Here is an 18,507-nt window from a genome sequence, read left to right on the forward strand (position 1 = left end):
TTTATCAAGAAACGCTTTTTGTTTACTCTTTTACTAAATAATGATTATTTATGCCTTTAATAATTTTTGTCTATAAATAACACACTATAGCATAAGAGTATGATTTTATAGTGCTTATTTTACGTAAAAAATGTGAGAATTGTTGTTTAAGACAGCTTTATGAACGTGCCCCACTGATTCATTAAAAATAATTGGAATAGAAAATCCATAATGATAAAAGAGGGGAGAGACTTTTTAAAAGAAAGAAACGACTTCAAGCTTATAGTCGTTAGCTCAATGATATGGTGATATTATCCAAAAAGTAAAAGAGTATTATCGCCTTCGTATCTTACAAAATGGTACTTTAATTTAGGAAAAATATAAGAGCAAAATCTAATTTAATGGCTGTTCTTTTTGAATCCACTTATGCGTTATTTGGGCATGTTCATCTTGTCCAAGACGGTTGATAAGAAAAGGGCTGAGCTGTTTCATTTCTTCTTCCAAAAGATAGGGAGGGTTGATAATAATCATCCCACTTCCATTCATTGTAGGTGGACTTGAACTTTTTCGAATACGCATTTCAAGCTGTAGAATCTTAGGAATTTTTGTTTGATAAAGCGCGTGAAGAAAATATTCAATTTCTTTGTCATATTTTACAGGATACCATAAAGCGTAGATTCCTCCAGAAAAACGACGATAGGCTTTCATTAATCCTTCAATAAGGCGGGAAAATTCTCCAGTTTTTTCAAACGGAGGGTCAACAAGAATAAATCCACGTTTTTCTTTTGGGGGTACATGAGCGTTTAAGGAAAGCCAACCGTCCAAATGCAGAACTTTTGTCTGATAATCACCAGCAAAATTTTTTGCCAAAATATGATAATCTTCATTGTGCAATTCTATTGCGGTGAGACGATCTTGTTTCCGTAATAATTGACGAATAAGAATAGGGGATCCAGGATAAAATACAATTTCTTTTTCCTCTTTATTGAGGGCATCAATGATATCATACCATGGACAAAGGAGTGCTCTTAAATCTTCAGGGATAGACGTTGAAAAAATTCGTTGCACACCTTCACGCCCCTCTCCAGTTTTTTTGGCTTCTAAAGAAGAAAGGTCATAAATACCGATACCAGCATGCGTATCTATAACGCGGAAAGCTTTTTCTTTGCGTTTGAGATATTCTACAATGCGGGTGACAATAATGTGTTTAAAAACATCAGCAAAATTGCCAGCATGATAAATATGCCGATAATTCATGAAAGAAACTCTATCATTTGTATGACTGTATCAGATTATTAGCATAGAATAATAGAATTGATATCCATAAAAATTCTTTCGTAGAAAGAATTTTATCATCAAAAAATTATACACATAAAATATTGATGTCATGGAAGTATTTATTCTCTGACTATTATGAAATTAATCATTGAGATTTTTATAGGAAAGATGGACGACAGCAAGAGGGGGAAAACATTTCAACAGAGATATTTATATCTTGTAAGAGAATTTTTTATGATTTCTGCTTATTGCAGAAAAATACTAAAAGACATTAGCTAACGAAAACATCCATTAAGTTTGTTGAAAACTTAAGCTTGGCTTACAAACTCATTAATCTAAAGATTAAAGAACTTAAAATGCCTGATAAAAATTAAAAATATTATTATACCAATCAGTTTTTTCTTAAAGCGAGCGCAAAAATATGGGTAAAGCAATAAAATTCTGATGTTATAGCGATGGATTTAAAAAAAGTATGAATAATTTTATTGGTGGGCATGCAAGCTTGGCACTATACCTAATAAATGGCTAGGTTTATGATGCTAAAATAAGAGTTTTTGAAATTGATATGTGCCTTGTCAGCAATCTCAATAGAATAAGGGATCTTTAACCAGAGTAAGCAATTTCATTTATCTCTAGCACTGCATTATCTCATAGCTTTATAGGGTAATTTTATAAAAGAGATTGCGATGAGAAATGCTTCCCACATGGATTGTCCTTTGATTCCATTTTTTTTTGCATGTAATTTGAAATTTCCATGCTGTTTTCAATCTTGAAATACCTTAAGCACATGATATGATGAGTGTGCATACTCAGGGTTCAGAGATTTGCAATAATGAGGCATACAGTGGCTCATAAAGCTTGGTTATATGGAGGGGGAATTGCGTAAAGACGAAAGCTTATACCCTTTATATTTGTTACCAGTATTGTGATAACCCTTGGTACTTGGAGTGGTTTACAGAGTGCATTTTAACTCTTTCCTCTAAGCGTTTTATTCACACGCCAGTTTTGATCGAATGCGATGATGACTCATATTATTTATGTGTAGAATAATTGATGATAGAGCTTCTTCCAATGCAAAGAATAAATATTGTGCTTAAAAGGGGAGTTGTTGAAGAGAGCGATAGTGTATCAAAAAAGTTGTTTAGATTAAAATCGTAAAAATTTTACAGCATGTTATGATTTTTTTATTGGTAACCAATAGTTTCGAAGAAATGTTTGTCTGATACCGTCCCACGTTGTTTTTTTAAGAAAGATATTGGATACAGTATTTGCTTAGTTCCCTAAGGGAGCAGATGAATTTCTTTTAGAAAAGTTTTTAAACCTTTTAAAACTATTTATGAAGCGGTTTATTATTTTTGAATGATTTACGTTATAATATGCTAAAAGGCGTGTGATTGCTTTTAAGTTAAGAAAAAAATATATAATTAGGATACGATATTTGATACTCTCTTCAGAGGTAAGTGAGAAAAAAATTAAAAGCATAGGGTTAGAGAGAGTAATGGGTAATATTTTTTCACCAACACATTTAATTATAATTTTATTGCTTATTTTTGTGCTTTTCGGACGCGGTAAGATTTCTGAATTAATGGGTGATGTTGCTAAGGGAATTAAAGCCTTTAAAAAGAATATGAAGGAAGAAGAGGCGGGCATTGAGGATAAAGTTGAAATCGCTGCTCCTTCCCAAATAATTGATAGAGAATCTCAGCTGTCATCGGCAAAACATGCAGCAATCCGCAAAAAGGCTTCCTCTCACTCTAAAGGAGGCAGGGCATCTGTTGCTAAAAAACAGCGTGTTAAATAACAAAAACGTTATCATCATTGTGTATTATTTTTTTATGAGGAAGTCGAGTATAAGCGATGTTTGGGATTGATGGACCAGAGCTTATCGTGATCTTACTTGTTCTGATCATTGTTGTTGGACCAAAAGATTTACCTAAAATAATCAAGACAATAGCAAAGGTAAGAGCTTATATGTATTCAACAGCCAATGAACTTCGTCACCAGTTTGATGACGTGATAAAACAAATTGAATGCGATGATGTGCAAAATACATATTCGGATATGAGCGATTCAAGCAAGAAGTTGGCAGAGAGTTTTGATTCCATTCAAAATACATCAGAGGCTATCCAAGATAATTTAGATGTTAAGGCAACACACCATAAATCAGAAAAAGACAAAGAAATTTTGGAATGTGATCAAAAGGCAATCAAGAAAGATAGGACAGTATCGATAGCTTCTCATCATTCTGAAGGCATTTCTGTTGCTTCTAAAGGTAGAGAAGATGTGCCATGAATGTCAAAAAAGATGAAATTGATGGCAATATGGCGCCACTTTTAGAACATTTAATTGAACTTCGTCAGCGAATTATTTCTGCTTTGGTTGCATTTATGATCGCTTTTATAATGTGCTTTTTTATTAAAGATTATATTTTAAATTTTTTACTATGGCCATATCAGTGGGCAATGAAAATAGCTGGAGGGTATCCTGAGAGTATTCGTTTGCAATCAACGCAAGTATGGGAAACTTTTTTAACAAAGATGAAACTTGCTGCTTTTGGGGGAGTTATTTTATCTTTTCCTTATACGGCTTTTCAGCTTTATAGTTTTATTGCACCAGGGCTTTATAAAAATGAGCGTATGGCTTTTTTACCATTTCTCATTGGTAGTCCTATTTTATTTTGTATTGGAGGAGCATTTGTTTATGCTCTATTAGCACCCATAATACTCTGGTTTAGCCTTTCTCAACAATTTCTTCCAGATGTTCATTTAAGAATAGAGTTTATCGTGCGTATTTCTGATTATTTGAGTTTTATGACGTCGTTTATTCTCATTTTTGGTTTGATTTTTCAATTACCTCTTGTCATCAGCTTGTTAACAAAAATTAGACTTTTAACGTCTCATGATTTGGTGTCTAAACGAAAATGGGCTATTCTGCTCTCTTTTGTTATTGCGGCAATGATAACACCGTCGGATTTTTTTACGATGTTTGCAGTAGCTTTACCAACGATAGCGCTCTATGAGGTCTCAATTTTAATGGCTTACGGTATAGAAAAGAGAAGAAAATCCGCTTAAAAAAATGTATAATCTCACACGGTAAGAAATGAGTAAAAACAATATAGAATAAAAAATAATATAAATGAGGAATTTTAATGCTTGATATTAAGTGGATTCGCGAAAATCCTGAAAAATTAGATAAAGCGCTTGTCAGTAGAGGTCTTGAGCCACAAGCCGAAAGGTTAATGCAACTTGATCTTGCACGTCGCTCCCATGTTGCTAAGGTGCAATTGGCGCAGGAACGTCGCAATGCGATTTCAAAGGAAATAGGACAAGCTTTAGCTGTATCTGATCAGCAAATGGTTGAACGCCTTAGAGCAGAAGTTGAAGAGCTTAAAGTCTTTCTTTCCTCAGCAATAGCGGAAGAAAAACAGCTGACAGAGAGTCTTGAAAAAAATCTTTCAGCACTTCCCAATATTCCATTGGATGATGTTCCAGAAGGTAAAGATGAAAGTGATAATGTCGTCATTCGACATGTTGGAACGCCTCCAACCTTTAATTTTACACCAAAGGAGCATTTTGATCTTGGTCAAGATCTCAAGCAGATGGATTTTGAACGGGCTAGTCGTTTGTCTGGAACACGTTTTACAGTACTTTCAGGGGCGTTAGCACGGTTAGAGCGTGCATTGGGACAATTTATGCTTGATGTGCATGTCAATGAGCATGGTTATACGGAAATTTCAGTGCCTCTTCTTGTTCGTGATGAAATTGTTTACGGAGCAGCCCAATTGCCGAAGTTTGCTGAAGATCTCTTTCAAACAACAGATGGTCGATGGCTTATTTCTACAGCAGAAGTGCCCTTAACCAATTTGGTTAACGATGAAATTCTTGAAATATCAGATTTGCCACTGCGATTTTCTTCTTTGTCTCCTTGTTTTCGTTCAGAGGCAGGAGCCGCCGGCCGTGATACGCGCGGTATGTTGCGTCAACACCAATTTTGGAAGGTAGAAATGGTTTCAATCACCAGTGAAGAGCAGTCTCTTACTGAATTGGAACGTATGACGGAATGTGCAGAAGATATCTTAAAACGGCTTGGTTTGCCTTTTCGTACAGTGGTTCTTTCTACGGGAGATATGGGGTTTGCAGCACGTAAAACCTATGACATTGAGGTTTGGCTTCCTGGTCAAGCATGTTATCGTGAAATTTCAAGCTGTTCCGTTTGTGGAGACTTTCAAGGTCGCCGTATGAATGCGCGCTATCGTCAAGAAAGCGATAAAAAATTACATTTTGTTCATAGCCTTAATGGTTCTGGTACAGCTGTTGGTCGTTGTCTTATTGCTGTGCTTGAAAATTATCAACAGGCCGATGGGTCAATTATTGTTCCAGATGTTTTACAACCCTATATGGGGGGGATGCGTTGCATTACTGCTTAAGTTTGTGACAGGAGAGACAATATGCGTTTATTGCAAAGAGGTAATAGTATGCGCACACGCAAGGTTTTGCCATTTTAAAATAAGTGGTTTGTAGAGATGATACAAAGTGCACTTCCATTAATAGAGTGAATGATACTATGGGGCAAAAGGGTATTTTACAGTTTCGTGAGGAGTTGGCTGCTCTTGTACTGAAAATGCGTAGCAAAGGCATTGATGACGTGCGATTTTTTTCGGCGTTAGAGAAAATTCCACGTCAACAATTTGTTTCTGCCCCTTGGTTTAATAGTGCTTATGATAATAAAGTTATTCCCCTTGAGTGTGGGGAATATATGGAGCGTTTGGAAGAACAACTGTTAATTCTTTCAGCACTATCATTGAAAAAAAAACATCGTGTTTTGGAAATCGGTACAGGCTCTGGTTTTTGCACTGCTCTTATGGCATGCTTAAGTGACCGTGTGACAACGATTGATCGTTACAAAACGCTTGTTGATTTGGCACGCCAAAAGTTTCAAACTTTGGGCATTGAAAATATTATTATACGACAGACTGATGGAAGCCATAGTGTGGCAGGTTTGGGATCATTTGATCGCATTCTTATTTGGCCATCACGTTCTGATGAGCCCAAGGAATTTTTAGAACTTTTAGCTGAAAATGGAATTCTCATTCAGGCGATAGGACCTGATGAAGGGATACAAACGGTGACGCGCTATACAAAAATTGGTAGTCGATTTGAGTATTTAGAGCTGTTTCAGGTGCGTTATCAACCTTTTATTAAAGGTAGTGCAGAAATACTTTAGTTTTTAAAATTTAAGGCACAATGCAAATTATTTTACTCTTTTTACTTGTCCATTAAATCCATTTTGATCTTCAGTAAAGATATTTATTAATAAAACATCTCATTTTAACTCTTCGGTAATTTAAAAAAGCTTTAATGGAGTAAGTTGAGTATTGATGAGTGAGCAAAACGATGTGTTTAAAAGCTTTGGATAACATTTTCCGGCATAATTTTCAGAGAATAACTTTTTTAGCGGTGATCATTATTGTTGCTGGTTGTAGTTCTGGTACACAACGTTTTTCTAATATTTTCTCTCATCATACGGTATCAGCTCAGTCAAATATATCAAACACTATGTCTACAGATCCGCAAATGTTATCGTATGGTGCGGGTATGATACAAAGCACTGAATTGCCTCCTGTAGACTCAAGCGATGATTCGTGGATTGATGACAATTCTTCCTATAATTCTTCGCAGCAAGGTAGGAGAGCTTTTTCTGATGGTCGCGTTATGGGGGCTCCTCCACGTAATCTTGGAACGCTTTCTCGTTCACAAATGGATAACTCTCCTATTTTTCGAAAAAATTCTTATATTGTCCAGAGTGGAGACACACTGCTTAGTATTGCAAGACAAATAGGGGTTAGTGTTGAAGCATTAAAATCAGCAAATGGTATAAACAGCAATTCTATTTATATCGGTCAGGTCCTTGTGGTTCCAAGCAAACGTAGATTAGCAACTTCAAAAGCGCACAATAATAACGATTGGGCAGCATCAACAGCAGAATCTTCCCTCCAATCTCAAGTGACGTCTTCTATAAAGCACAAGAAGACTACGCCTATATATAAAGCTCCTATAACAACGCCACCTTCTGCTCAGATGAACAGGCCAAATTCTGAAAAGAATTCTTCCACACAGATGATGCACTTGAAGCATGAGTCTGGTTTATCAAGTACTGTTACGAGTACAGATAATATTGTGACTCCGCAAGCCACAGGAATTTCCAAGATGCGTTGGCCAGTACGAGGGCGTTTACTAAGCCAGTTTGGTCAAAAAAAGGGAACAATGATGAATCGAGGAATAGACATTGCTGTGCCTGAAGGCTCATCGGTAAAGGCAGCAGAAAATGGTGTGGTTATTTATGCAGGAGATGGATTAAAAGAATTGGGTAATGTTGTCATGATTCGACATGAAAATAATATTATCACTATTTATGGATGTAATAGTAAGCTTGTTGTTAACAAAGGACAAAGGATAAGACGTGGTGATGAGATTGCTAAGTCTGGTGTTTCTGGAAATGTTAAAACGCCACGTGTTTATTTTGAGATGCGAAAGAATTCATTACCTGTTGATCCTCTTAAATATTTAGAAAACTAATTTATAGATGATTTTAAATTTGAATAATTTTATAGTTTAAATAAATTTCATAAAGGACAATTTATTTTCTTAAATCCATAGACTCATCAGCATGTTGGAAGCCTTCTGCTTTTAGAGCTAATTCTACAATGCCATGACCTTTCTGAGTGATTTGTCTTGTAGATGATACAAGAGCTTTAGCAATGCTTGGGCGTTGAATAATTAATCTGTGGTGTTACTCCTTTTTTCAAAAGTCGTTCATATTTTATAAAGTATTGACGTGTTTCATGTCCTTTTTTTATTGCTATAAGAAGTTGAATTATAATACTAATTTAGCATTATTCATATTGGATTAGAGCCCTGAAGACCGTAAGATTTTCTCATGTCAAATCTCTCTATGTTGCATCAATTAAAATCACTCGCTTGCACATCACAAGTGGGATAAGTGTCTGGATAAAAACTGTATAAGAAAGGACTAAAAATTGTTATTCTGAATCATCTTAATGCAAGGATTGTCGCAACATTAGGGGCTGGTAAATAGTGTGATGGTGCCGGCTTGTTACTCCACAAACGTAAAGATGGAGGTGCTCAATGGATTTACCGTTGTACTCTTCACGCTCGGTGCCGTGAAATGGGCTTGGGTGCTTTAAGAGATGTTTCTTTAAAATAAGCTGGTGAATGTGCAAACCAATGGCGTTCTATTTTACGTGGGGGTCGTGATCCCATTAAAGAACGCAATAAACAAAAGCGTAAGGCAATAAGCAATCTTCATTACGTTTGATCATTGAAAAGTGTTGGCTTATGTCTAACGTAATATGGTAGCAGACAATCATGATTTTAGAAGAGCAGTTGGTTGGGTTCATTAGAGATTATCATCTTTGTATTTATGAAGGTATAAGATGATAACATCATACGATTTGTTAGCGCTCAATGTGCGCAAGACTCTCGCATTTGAGAGAGAACATGAAAGTGATACTTGATTTCTTATCATTAAAGAGTTTTTATCTCTAGGCTTATTAGCAGATGTGACGTGCAAAAAATCGTTTTGATGAATTCAAAAGGTTTAAAATGAGAGCATTTTACGGTATTTAGCTCCATCATTCGACATTAAAAATGATAAATTATCTCTATAAATGAAAGTTTTCCATTAGAAAAATTGTTTTGTAATTATTTATTGAGTGAGTAGGCTTCTAGTGTAGGATATATAATTCAAGAAAAATAAATCTGTTTTTTACATTTTTTTCTTATTGTATTCTGTCGCTTAAGGATTTATTGCATTTTTATAAGGCTGAGATTACATTATATCATTATCAATTTTTATGATAAATTTTTTAGGAAAGTTTTTCTGAATCGGAACTTTATTTTAATAGAGTGGGAAATACTTGAAGTTTAACTATAGGAGATAAATAATGTTTATTACGAACGCTTATGCTCAAGGTGCAGGCGATGTTTCCAGTGGATTTTCATTTGTTAGCGTTATCCCACTCATTTTAATTTTTGCAATTATGTATTTTTTTATCATTCGTCCGCAGCGTGCACAAATGAAAAAGCGACAGGAAATGCTTAATGCCGTACGTCGCGGTGATACGGTTATAACGGGTGGTGGTATTATCGGCAAGGTTACAAAGGTTCATGACGAGAGTGGTGAACTAGAGGTCGAAATTGGTGAGAACATGAATATTCGTGTTATGCGCTCAACATTAGCTGATGTGCGGGTTAAAGGTGAGCCGATTGCAGAAAAAAAATCAAAACTTAATGCTAAAACAAAAACACTACAAAAGTCTAAGTCTAAAACGACAGTGAAAAATATGCATGTCTCTAAAGAGAAAAAAGCTATATCAAAGGAAAATAAGGAACATAAGGAAAATGCATCTTAAGGTGTAAGTACAATTTATACTATTTAAAAAGGCATTTTTATAAAAAGCGTCCAAATATAAAAACAAATTCATGAGGAGGGGTGTTTTTTATAATCATGACAGAAAAGGGGGGCTTTGTTTTCTGTAGACTATTCAAGTTACTGCTTTATTCATATTAAGATAAATTTTTTTGTCTTTTAAACAGTATTCTTATTTTTCTAAAGAGAAGCTTCCTATTTTTGTGTAAACTCAGTTGAGAAAATTTTTTAAAGGGTAGAATAAGTAGAACATTTAATCGCACAGTTTATAGCGAATTTTTCATATATTTGTCGTATGACCAAATCAAAGTTTTATAGTAAATTTCTACTTTAGTCCTCTTAGAGTTATGGTTAATATATCAATTTTTTTACCGTTAATTTTAATGGTGAGAAGTAAAAGACAAGTGGATTTTCAAAAATAAAGGGTGCTTATTCATGTTCGATGCAATTCAAATTCGTGAAGCACATTTTCCAAGTCGTGCACCTATTGATGCTTATGGAAATGGTGGATTTCGTTTTGCTGATATGTCACATAGAGGTTCTATTATTTGTGTCCCATCAGGAATTTATGGCATTGATATGGCAGGTCCTATTCCCACTCAAGGGGATCTATCTCGTGTTTTAGAAGAAGCGTCTCAGATCGAAGTTTTATTAATAGGGACTGGAATTGAATTATTACGATTACCTGAAGAGTTACGGGGGCTTTTATGGGAAAAGCGTATTTCATCAGATACAATGAGTACAGGAGCAGCGGTGCGTACATTTAATGTTTTATTGGCTGAAGATCGCGCTGTCGCGGCGTTATTATTTGCGGTAGAATAACGTGTTTTTTAATAAAATAAATGTTCTCGTCTAGCATATAAAGACGAATGTAATTATTTTTCTCTGCCGCAAAATAGCGCCGTTTAAGACAGTAATATAAAGGAACATAAATTATAATATAACTTAACACATTAAGTATATTTAATACAATAGAAAGTATTTAGAACTGAGCCAGCTTGTAGTATCTCGTGCATCAGATAAGGGATAAGCCTCTAGCACTTGAGATGCTGCATAAAAGGCATTTTTATTCTTTTTTTTAAATCTACGCACCCGCTTCGCTTGTGGCATGCAAGAGAATAGTTTTGATTATTTTAACATAAAATAGGTTTGAAATAAGATAATTTTAATGACGATATTTGTTTTTTAACTCAACATGCAAAAAAATAAATTATTATTATAAATCAATTTGTTGATAACAATAAGATTCCATCAAGTGTAATTGGGTTTTTGATAAATAGGTGCGGGTAGGGACTTTTATCTTTAGGATGGGAAGAAGGCTAATAAGTTAATTAAGTTTTTGTAATCAGTGCATGTTTTATAAAAGTGCCTTGTTATCTATTCAGTCAAAAGTGTTTTGTGTTGTCTGTTGTTCTATCTAAGTTTCACCATACATGTTATGATTAGTTTTTAGCTGTTTTTATGACATAAGTTGGATAAGATGAATTTTATTAAAAAAATGATTTATTTCATTTTTAACACTTTTTTTTCAGAAAAGAAAAGTGATTAGAAAGGAAGTCTTAATTCATCATACATTAAGAGAAATATTGAAAAATCTTATTTTCTAGGCTTTATTATTTTTAATATGAATAAAAAGAGAATTATTAATTTAATGGCTAAAAAAGGGGACGTTAATCGGTTCATAGAATGGTAAGTTCTCTTCCTTATTGTCTTGATATTTTACGTAACATAGATCGTGATCGCTATATATCGGTTTTATTTGCGCCTAAAAAAAAGCGTCAAGCATTGGCGGCTTTGTACGCATTTAATGCTGAGATTTCTCGTATTCGTGAAAGTGTTCATGATCCACTCATCGGAGAAATACGATTACGCTGGTGGTATGATTCTATCGCACATGGTGAAGAGCAAACGAGTGGAAGTAATCCGATTTTGAGTGATTTATTGACAGCAATAACTCTTTTTAATTTACCTAAGGCAGCTTTTTTACGGTATTGTGATGCACAAATTTTGGACCTTTACCACAATCCAATAGAATCGCTCCATGAGCTCGAGCACTATTGTGGTGAGACAGCAAGTATAATTTTACAGCTTTCTTGTCAGATATTAGATCCTGATGCCGCACAAGATTTTACAGATATCTATGAACATGGGGGAATTGCTCAAGGATTAAGCGGTGTATTGCGCCTTTTATCATTCATGAAATCACGATATCAATATTATTTACCTACTGATATTTTGAAGGCTGTAGGAGTAAACAGGGAGGATTTAGATTCTCATCGTCTCAGTGATCAACAAAAAAGCCGTATTGTTGAAGCTATGGTAGCATTATCACGTGATCATTATAGCAAATTTTACGCGTATTCTTGTACTTTACCTAGAGCTCTTAAGCCCGCATTTCTTCCCTTGGCCATTATACCGGCTTCTCTTCAAAAGGCTCTCCAGCTAGGGGCAGCCGTTTTTCAAGAAAATGCAACTTTGCCATTGATATATCGCTATTGGTTGATAACAAGGACAGCAATGAGCAGTAATCTTCCAAAGATAGTGTAAAAGATAAAAATTAGACTAATTTTTTCATATTGAAGATAAAGGGGATGCTCGTGATACGAAACCATTTTTTTGTTATCAAAAAATATTGATGTGTTGGTTTTTATGAGCGCAAAAGAGTGAGAAATTTCATAATCTTTTAAAATACGATGTATTGGATGGATGAGAGGAAAGCCAGCACTATTGTTATTACTGGCCAGCTCCCAATGTTACGGCCGCCCTTGGCACTTGAGACTCTTTATAAGATCTATCTCCTCTCTTTAATGTTTATTCAAATGCTCATTCCATTTATAATGTGCAAGTGAGAGGTTTTGACTGATTCAACATGGAAAAGATTTAGAATAAAAGAATCTTACGGTATTCAGAATTTTTATTCAATATGAATCATTATATAGTATCATTATAAATCAATGTCTTATCCAATGATAACAAAACATAAGATAAAGCTTAATTACATTGGTTTTCTAGGATAAAAACTTTTAAGTATTCTGAATATGTTGATCGCATTTCATTTGCAAATGAGATATGATTCCTTCTTATGAGAGATGTTATCTTGGCATTCTATAAATCGATAAAAACGTTCACTTTTGAGAAATTAAAATTATGAAGTCATAATTGATGGTTGTTATGATCTATGAAAAAATTGATTTACCATGAGAGTTCGTTTTTCATTCATATTGAATAAAGGCCTTGAAGAGAAGAAGATTTTCTCATTTTAAATCATGTCTAGAATGAATTTTAAAAGTGTTTTTCATGTTATAAGTTGGATGTGTTAACAAAAATCATTTAAGAAAAAAGCAATAGGTTCCTTATGAAGGAATATCAAGAGGAGCAATATGATGCGCTGTCAATGAATGGCAATGGGGATGATAATCGGGGATGATATTGAGAGCTGAATTGGTGACAACCTTTACAGCTTTTGGATGAGTAATATTGCTTACTGCGTTGAAAAAAACGCCTCGACATTTCATTCCCCATTTTCTTGCAAATCCATAAATGCACTGACTTGCAAGAAAATGAATTGTAATGTCGATCTTAAGATATCAGTAAACAAGAGATTTATCTTACCTTTTCAACGACAGATGAAATGGTGACAGAAACCCTATCAAGTAAGCTCTTTAACTTATGTCCCCCTCTCTTTATTGGAGAGCGTTAAAGATCTGATTATAATTCGTGCTATTAATTTCCAAAGGATTTTCCTTATTGGCAATTTGTAGCACTTCTAACTTGAGATCTTCTCTTATCATCATATCTATATTGGTACGGATATCAGGTGAAAGAGTATGAGGCGTGATATCTTTAGGCATCGTTACAGTTTTTATTTGATAAATGATACGGTTTGTTGCAACAGGACCTTTTATGATGCCATAATGATCTTTGGGACCGGAAAATAGTGCTTTAATCCCTTCAGCCCCAAGGGTTTCAGATGAGTCTTGACGCCGGAGGGCTTGTGTTGTGTGTTTTGTAACACCAAGTGTACGCGCAAGAGCAACAAGACTTTTTCCTTCCCTAAGCTGATTGAGAACGTTTTGGGCTTTTTCATCAAGAAGGCGTTGAGTTTCTTCACTTTTCCATTGAGAAAGAGCATCTATCTTTGATTCTTCAAGTGTTTTATCGCGGGCAGGAATAATTTTATCGACCTTATACCAGAGATATCCACCATGTTGAAAAGAGAGAGGGTCAAGATCAACATCTTCATTTGCTTTATAAATGGCATTCAGTAGAATATCTTTTTCAGGTAAATCCGTGAGGAGGGTACCTTCAAGCGTTTTTCCCGTTTGATCAAGGGTAATTGTGCGCAAAGATAAGTTGTATTGCTCGGCAAGTTCTTTAAGAGAAGCACCCTCAAAACGAGCATTTTCAATGGCAACATAATTGTTACGAATCTCATCATTAGCACGATTTTTGGCAAGCGTTTGACGAATATTTTCTTCTACCCTTTCAAAGGGGAGAGAACTTGCAGGCTCAATATGGGTGACGCGAATGAGAACAGGCCCCTGTAAGTCATTGATGACAGGGCTAACTTCCCCCTGTTGGAGTTCAAAAACTTCAGATGCGAGATGATTAGGAAGTTCATTTTCTGCAAGAGGCCCTTTTTTTATATCATTAAGAGTCTTTTTTTCAGCTTTTACCAGCTCATCAAAACTCAATCCATCGGTCATTTTTTTGGCTGCATTATCAGCTTCTTTACGTGTGGAAAATCGCAGTTCTTCAAATGTACGTTTTTCAGGCGTTACAAAACGGGAAGCATTTTTCGTATAATAGGCTTTTGCTTCATCTATTGAGATATCTTGAGGTTTTACGAAATCATTAAGTTCCATAGAGAGTAAAGAGACAGTGCGGTATTCTGGAGTGCGAAATTCATTTTGATGTGTTTCAAACCATTTTTGTAGTGTTTCATGATCAGGATCAGCAATTGTTTGCTTTTCTTTTAGGTCAATAACAAGATAATCAGCACTCCGCATTTCTCCTTGATAAAGAGCAAGGGCTTTATAAAAGAGATCAGGTGCTTTCATATCAGAAAGCAAAGCTGTAATAAGTTGATTACGCTTTTCTTGTTTAGTATAATAATTAAGAAAAGCACTTTCGCTGATCCGTAAATACTGAAGATAGTTTTGAAATAAATTTTTATCAAAAGTGCCATTTACTTGGAACATCTTATCAGAAGCAATTGTATGAGCTATAGTATCTTTTGAAAGACTTATTTTCATTTTACGAACTTGCTCATCAAGGAGTACATTTTGTTGTAATTGATTAAACACCAAAGCAGGAATTTGATATTGCTGCATTTCATTTGGTGTAAACATTCGTCCAAGATGGGCCGCCTGTGCTAAACGTGAACTTTGATCGGCAAGTGCGAGATGATAATCGTCAATAGTTGCTGTGGACTTTCCAGAAGTAATGAGATCTCTTTCGCTTTTTGTGTGTAGCTGTGGTATCCCCCATAAAAGAATGAAACATAAGAGTAAAATAGCCAAGAAAGTTCTGGAAATCCAAGAATTTGTAGCACTTCTTATGACGTCAAGCATTGTTCAATTCCATTTTTAACATAAGTTATTACCAAAGCAGTAATGGAATTTGCAATAAAGAGACAAAAGATGCAAGCTTTTAAAGACTTGCTTTCGTTTTATAATTTGATACTACAGACAAATTAAAGTGTTATAAGAACTCTTGAGGTAAAAATATGTCTCCAAATATTAGACCTTTTCTTGCTGGAAATTGGAAAATGAATGGAACAAATGAATCACTTGGAGAGTTGCGTGCTATTGCTACAGGTATAAGCTCTGATTTCCGTCATCTATTTGAAGCGCTTATTTGCGTTCCAGCAACGCTTTTATCGCGTGCTTCTGATACGCTGGATGGTGCTAATCTCCTTTTAGGAGGACAAAATTGTCACTTTGATGATCATGGTCCTTATACGGGAGATATTTCAGCTTTTATGCTTAAAGAAGCCGGAGCAAGTCATGTTATTCTTGGGCATTCAGAACGTCGTACAGTGTATAAGGAAAATAATGCAATTGTTCGTGCCAAAGTGCAAGCTGCGTGGCGCGCAGGTCTTGTAGCTCTTGTGTGTATTGGGGAAACATTGGAGGAGCGTAATAATAATGAAGTGTTGGATGTTCTTGAGCAGCAGCTTGCAGGATCTTTACCAGATGATGCAACAGCAGAAAATACCATTATCGCCTATGAACCTATTTGGGCGATAGGCACTGGCAATACGGCGACTTCAGAAGATATTGCAAAAGTGCATCATTTCATTCGTGATGAGATGCGTGCTCGTTTTGGTGATGAAGGAAATAAGATGCGTTTACTTTATGGCGGATCCGTAAAGCCATCCAATGCCTTTGAGCTTTTAAGCATTGCACATGTTAATGGTGCTTTGATTGGTGGAGCTAGCTTAAAAGCAATTGATTTTTTAACTATTTGCGATGTTTGTCGTAAATTATAGCAGAGAAATTTGAGTTCCCTCTTGGATTGTGTGTTATTTATGTGTAAACAACCATGAAAGAGTTATTTGAAGAGCAGGGTTTATGCAAACAGTACTTATTGTTATTCATCTATTGATTGTGATTACTTTGGTTGGGGTTATCTTAATCCAACCTTCAGAAGGTGGTGGGCTCGGTGTGAGTAATAATAGCTCAGGGTTGATGAAAGCCCGTGGATCTCAGAACCCTTTAACGCGTTTGACAGCTATTTTAGCCTGTTGTTTTTTTGTTGTGTCCATTGGGCTTAGTGTGGTGGGAAGTATATCAAACTCTAGTTCTGACATTTTAAAACGTATACCAGCTCATTCACAACATAATTCCAACAATCAAAGTTTAGAATCAGTTCCATCACCGAATGGTGAGTCCTCGCCCTCTATTCTTGAACAGCTCGGAGGCGCTGTGGATTCCACGCTGGAACAAAAGCAAGAACAAAAACAGTCTACAACGCCTGAAGCGGAAAGCCCAGTTCCACCTGTTTTTGAAAAGACAGCTCCAGATAACAGTACAAAATAGTTTTTTAGAAAATATGGACTTTTTTAAAAGGTGATTTTTTCACCTTTTTTTATTTTAGAAGAAAAATTATTTCTTTTTGCATTTTTTACTGGAAAAATCATTATAAATTGCTTATCAACATAAGCCCATGGCACGTTATGTTTTTATTACTGGTGGTGTGGTTTCTTCCCTTGGAAAAGGCATCGCAGCAGCGTCGTTAGCGGCGTTATTACAGGCTCGTGGTTATCATGTGCGCCTTCGCAAACTTGATCCTTATTTAAATGTTGATCCAGGGACCATGTCGCCTTATCAACATGGTGAGGTGTTTGTAACCGATGATGGGGCAGAAACGGATCTTGATCTTGGTCATTATGAGCGTTTTACAGGTCGTTCCGCAAATAGCCAAGATAATATTACAACAGGGCGTATTTATCGTAATATCATCGAACGAGAGCGGCGGGGTGATTATTTAGGAGCAACAGTTCAAGTTATTCCGCATGTTACAGATGAAATTAAGCGATTCATTACGACGGGAAATGAAGAGTTTGATTTTGTTTTATGTGAAATAGGGGGAACGGTTGGTGATATTGAGGCCATGCCCTTTCTAGAAGCGATTCGTCAGCTTGGTAATGAACTTTTCCGACAAAATGTCGTTTATGTCCATCTTACATTAATGCCTTATATTTCTTCGGCAGGGGAATTAAAAACCAAACCAACACAACATTCTGTCAAAGAATTGCAATCAGTTGGTATTTCTCCTGATATTTTGCTTGTACGTGCCGATCGCTCTATTCCAGAAACCGAGCGGTGCAAGTTATCACTTTTTTGCAATGTTCGTTCCAATGCCGTCATTCAGGCATTAGATATGCCAACAATTTATGATGTTCCTATGGCCTATCATAAAGAGGGGTTAGATTCTGAAGTTCTTTGTGCTTTTGGAATCGATACGGCTCCTCCTCCTCAGATGGATCGTTGGGAAGATATTACGCATCGCATTCACCATCCTGAAGGAGAAGTTACAATTGCTATTGTAGGAAAATATACAGGCTTAAAGGATGCTTATAAATCTCTTATCGAAGCGATTGCACATGGTGGTTTAGCGAATAAAGTAAAAGTTAATATTGAGTGGATTGATTCGCAACTTCTTGAAAAAGAAGATTCTATTTTAGCTTTACAAAAAGCGCATGGAATTTTGGTTCCTGGGGCTTTTGGGGCTCGAGGGGCTGAAGGGAAGATTCGAGCAATTCAATTTGCACGAGAGCGTAAAATTCCATTTTTAGGGATTTGTTTTGGCATGCAATTGGCTTGTATAGAAGCTGCACGCAATATTGCAAAGATTAAGAATGCTTCATCAAGTGAGTTTTGCGAAACAGAAAATCCAATTGTAGGTTTAATGACGGAATGGCTCAAAGGCGATGTTCTTGAAAAGCGGACAAGAAATGGTGACCTTGGCGGATCTATGCGCCTTGGTGCTTTTGCTGCTGAATTAAAAGAAGAGAGCCATATTGCCAAAATTTATGGGATGACAAAGATTGTTGAACGGCATCGCCATCGTTATGAAGTCAATATTGATTATAAAGATCAGTTAGAACAGTGTGGTTTGATTTTTTCTGGCATGTCTCCCGATGGTATTTTGCCGGAAACAATAGAATATGCAGATCATCCATGGTTCATTGCTGTTCAATATCATCCAGAACTAAAATCACGTCCTTTTGATCCACATCCGCTTTTTTCTTCTTTTATTGAGGCCGCTGTAGAACAAAGTCGATTGGTTTAGTAC

The 18,507-nt window shown here is 35.7% G+C and carries 15 protein-coding genes and 2 pseudogenes; 13 read left to right on the forward strand and 4 right to left on the reverse strand.

The annotated features are described in order from the left end of the window. Positions 1-372: 372 nt before the first annotated feature. Entirely contained in the window at positions 373-1,236 is an 864-nt protein-coding gene (locus tag AC6ER9_RS06870; RefSeq protein ID WP_497074032.1) for a 23S rRNA (adenine(2030)-N(6))-methyltransferase RlmJ, read from the reverse strand. Between the two features lie 1,519 nt (positions 1,237-2,755). On the opposite strand from AC6ER9_RS06870, the gene tatA reads away from it, so the two are divergent. The 6 genes from tatA (at position 2,756) to AC6ER9_RS06900 (ending at position 7,832) form a co-directional block, all read left to right on the forward strand. Further along, positions 2,756-3,058, forward strand: a complete 303-nt coding sequence (gene tatA, locus AC6ER9_RS06875; RefSeq protein WP_497075303.1) for a twin-arginine translocase TatA/TatE family subunit — start codon at positions 2,756-2,758, stop codon at positions 3,056-3,058. Positions 3,059-3,114: 56 nt separating this feature from the next. Next, positions 3,115-3,549 carry a twin-arginine translocase TatA/TatE family subunit gene (locus tag AC6ER9_RS06880; protein ID WP_497074033.1) on the forward strand — a complete coding sequence of 145 codons (435 nt, stop codon included), beginning with the start codon at positions 3,115-3,117 and terminating at the stop codon, positions 3,547-3,549. Continuing rightward, positions 3,546-4,328, forward strand: coding sequence for a twin-arginine translocase subunit TatC (gene tatC / locus AC6ER9_RS06885; RefSeq protein ID WP_497074034.1), 783 nt, complete (start codon positions 3,546-3,548; stop codon positions 4,326-4,328). Before AC6ER9_RS06880 ends, tatC begins: the two co-directional genes overlap by 4 nt. 77 nt (positions 4,329-4,405) lie before the next feature. Continuing rightward, positions 4,406-5,683, forward strand: coding sequence for a serine--tRNA ligase (serS, locus tag AC6ER9_RS06890; protein ID WP_497074035.1), 1,278 nt, complete (start codon positions 4,406-4,408; stop codon positions 5,681-5,683). A gap of 137 nt (positions 5,684-5,820) precedes the next feature. Then, positions 5,821-6,480 (forward strand): protein-L-isoaspartate(D-aspartate) O-methyltransferase, encoded by a 660-nt coding sequence (locus AC6ER9_RS06895; RefSeq protein WP_497074036.1) that lies wholly within the window; start codon positions 5,821-5,823, stop codon positions 6,478-6,480. Between the two features lie 170 nt (positions 6,481-6,650). Beyond that, a complete protein-coding gene (locus AC6ER9_RS06900; protein WP_497074037.1) occupies positions 6,651-7,832 on the forward strand; it encodes a peptidoglycan DD-metalloendopeptidase family protein in 1,182 nt (393 codons plus the stop codon). A 94-nt stretch (positions 7,833-7,926) separates the two neighbouring features. On the opposite strand, the pseudogene AC6ER9_RS06905 reads toward AC6ER9_RS06900, so the two are convergent. Beyond that, a pseudogene (locus tag AC6ER9_RS06905) lies at positions 7,927-8,107 on the reverse strand (hypothetical protein); the annotation flags it as partial. 260 nt (positions 8,108-8,367) lie between these two features. Between AC6ER9_RS06905 and AC6ER9_RS06910 the strand changes: the two are divergent. The 4 genes and pseudogenes from AC6ER9_RS06910 to AC6ER9_RS06925 form a co-directional block, all read left to right on the forward strand. Continuing rightward, positions 8,368-8,589, forward strand: a pseudogene (locus AC6ER9_RS06910) (Arm DNA-binding domain-containing protein); the annotation flags it as partial. Positions 8,590-9,220: 631 nt separating this feature from the next. Continuing rightward, positions 9,221-9,688 carry a preprotein translocase subunit YajC gene (gene yajC / locus AC6ER9_RS06915; protein WP_497074038.1) on the forward strand — a complete coding sequence of 156 codons (468 nt, stop codon included), beginning with the start codon at positions 9,221-9,223 and terminating at the stop codon, positions 9,686-9,688. Between the two features lie 452 nt (positions 9,689-10,140). Further along, entirely contained in the window at positions 10,141-10,527 is a 387-nt protein-coding gene (locus AC6ER9_RS06920) for an Mth938-like domain-containing protein (protein WP_497074039.1), read from the forward strand. A gap of 864 nt (positions 10,528-11,391) precedes the next feature. Continuing rightward, on the forward strand, positions 11,392-12,252 hold the full coding sequence (locus AC6ER9_RS06925; protein WP_497074040.1) for a phytoene/squalene synthase family protein: 861 nt from the start codon (positions 11,392-11,394) through the stop codon (positions 12,250-12,252). Between the two features lie 806 nt (positions 12,253-13,058). Here AC6ER9_RS06925 and AC6ER9_RS06930 read toward each other — a convergent pair. After that, positions 13,059-13,220, reverse strand: a complete 162-nt coding sequence (locus AC6ER9_RS06930) for a hypothetical protein (RefSeq protein WP_497074041.1) — start codon at positions 13,218-13,220, stop codon at positions 13,059-13,061. A 168-nt stretch (positions 13,221-13,388) separates the two neighbouring features. Next, entirely contained in the window at positions 13,389-15,278 is a 1,890-nt protein-coding gene (locus AC6ER9_RS06935; RefSeq protein ID WP_497074042.1) for a peptidyl-prolyl cis-trans isomerase, read from the reverse strand. Between the two features lie 155 nt (positions 15,279-15,433). On the opposite strand from AC6ER9_RS06935, the gene tpiA reads away from it, so the two are divergent. The 3 genes from tpiA (at position 15,434) to pyrG (ending at position 18,504) form a co-directional block, all read left to right on the forward strand. Next, positions 15,434-16,198, forward strand: a complete 765-nt coding sequence (gene tpiA, locus AC6ER9_RS06940) for a triose-phosphate isomerase (RefSeq protein WP_497074043.1) — start codon at positions 15,434-15,436, stop codon at positions 16,196-16,198. A gap of 82 nt (positions 16,199-16,280) precedes the next feature. After that, positions 16,281-16,748, forward strand: coding sequence for a preprotein translocase subunit SecG (secG, locus tag AC6ER9_RS06945; RefSeq protein WP_497074044.1), 468 nt, complete (start codon positions 16,281-16,283; stop codon positions 16,746-16,748). 127 nt (positions 16,749-16,875) lie between these two features. After that, a complete protein-coding gene (gene pyrG / locus AC6ER9_RS06950) occupies positions 16,876-18,504 on the forward strand; it encodes a CTP synthase (RefSeq protein WP_497074045.1) in 1,629 nt (542 codons plus the stop codon). Positions 18,505-18,507: the final 3 nt, after the last annotated feature.

It is taken from the genome of Bartonella sp. SL317, assembly GCF_059687655.1.

What these genes read in the sequence shown, in the direction of transcription:
- AC6ER9_RS06870 (WP_497074032.1), bottom strand. Translation starts at nt 1,236, where the DNA reads ATGAATTATCGGCATATTTATCATGCTGGCAATTTTGCTGATGTTTTT.
- tatA (WP_497075303.1), top strand. Translation starts at nt 2,756, where the DNA reads ATGGGTAATATTTTTTCACCAACACATTTAATTATAATTTTATTGCTT.
- AC6ER9_RS06880 (WP_497074033.1), top strand. Translation starts at nt 3,115, where the DNA reads ATGTTTGGGATTGATGGACCAGAGCTTATCGTGATCTTACTTGTTCTG.
- tatC (WP_497074034.1), top strand. Translation starts at nt 3,546, where the DNA reads ATGAATGTCAAAAAAGATGAAATTGATGGCAATATGGCGCCACTTTTA.
- serS (WP_497074035.1), top strand. Translation starts at nt 4,406, where the DNA reads ATGCTTGATATTAAGTGGATTCGCGAAAATCCTGAAAAATTAGATAAA.
- AC6ER9_RS06895 (WP_497074036.1), top strand. Translation starts at nt 5,821, where the DNA reads ATGGGGCAAAAGGGTATTTTACAGTTTCGTGAGGAGTTGGCTGCTCTT.
- AC6ER9_RS06900 (WP_497074037.1), top strand. Translation starts at nt 6,651, where the DNA reads ATGTGTTTAAAAGCTTTGGATAACATTTTCCGGCATAATTTTCAGAGA.
- yajC (WP_497074038.1), top strand. Translation starts at nt 9,221, where the DNA reads ATGTTTATTACGAACGCTTATGCTCAAGGTGCAGGCGATGTTTCCAGT.
- AC6ER9_RS06920 (WP_497074039.1), top strand. Translation starts at nt 10,141, where the DNA reads ATGTTCGATGCAATTCAAATTCGTGAAGCACATTTTCCAAGTCGTGCA.
- AC6ER9_RS06925 (WP_497074040.1), top strand. Translation starts at nt 11,392, where the DNA reads ATGGTAAGTTCTCTTCCTTATTGTCTTGATATTTTACGTAACATAGAT.
- AC6ER9_RS06930 (WP_497074041.1), bottom strand. Translation starts at nt 13,220, where the DNA reads ATGAAATGTCGAGGCGTTTTTTTCAACGCAGTAAGCAATATTACTCAT.
- AC6ER9_RS06935 (WP_497074042.1), bottom strand. Translation starts at nt 15,278, where the DNA reads ATGCTTGACGTCATAAGAAGTGCTACAAATTCTTGGATTTCCAGAACT.
- tpiA (WP_497074043.1), top strand. Translation starts at nt 15,434, where the DNA reads ATGTCTCCAAATATTAGACCTTTTCTTGCTGGAAATTGGAAAATGAAT.
- secG (WP_497074044.1), top strand. Translation starts at nt 16,281, where the DNA reads ATGCAAACAGTACTTATTGTTATTCATCTATTGATTGTGATTACTTTG.
- pyrG (WP_497074045.1), top strand. Translation starts at nt 16,876, where the DNA reads ATGGCACGTTATGTTTTTATTACTGGTGGTGTGGTTTCTTCCCTTGGA.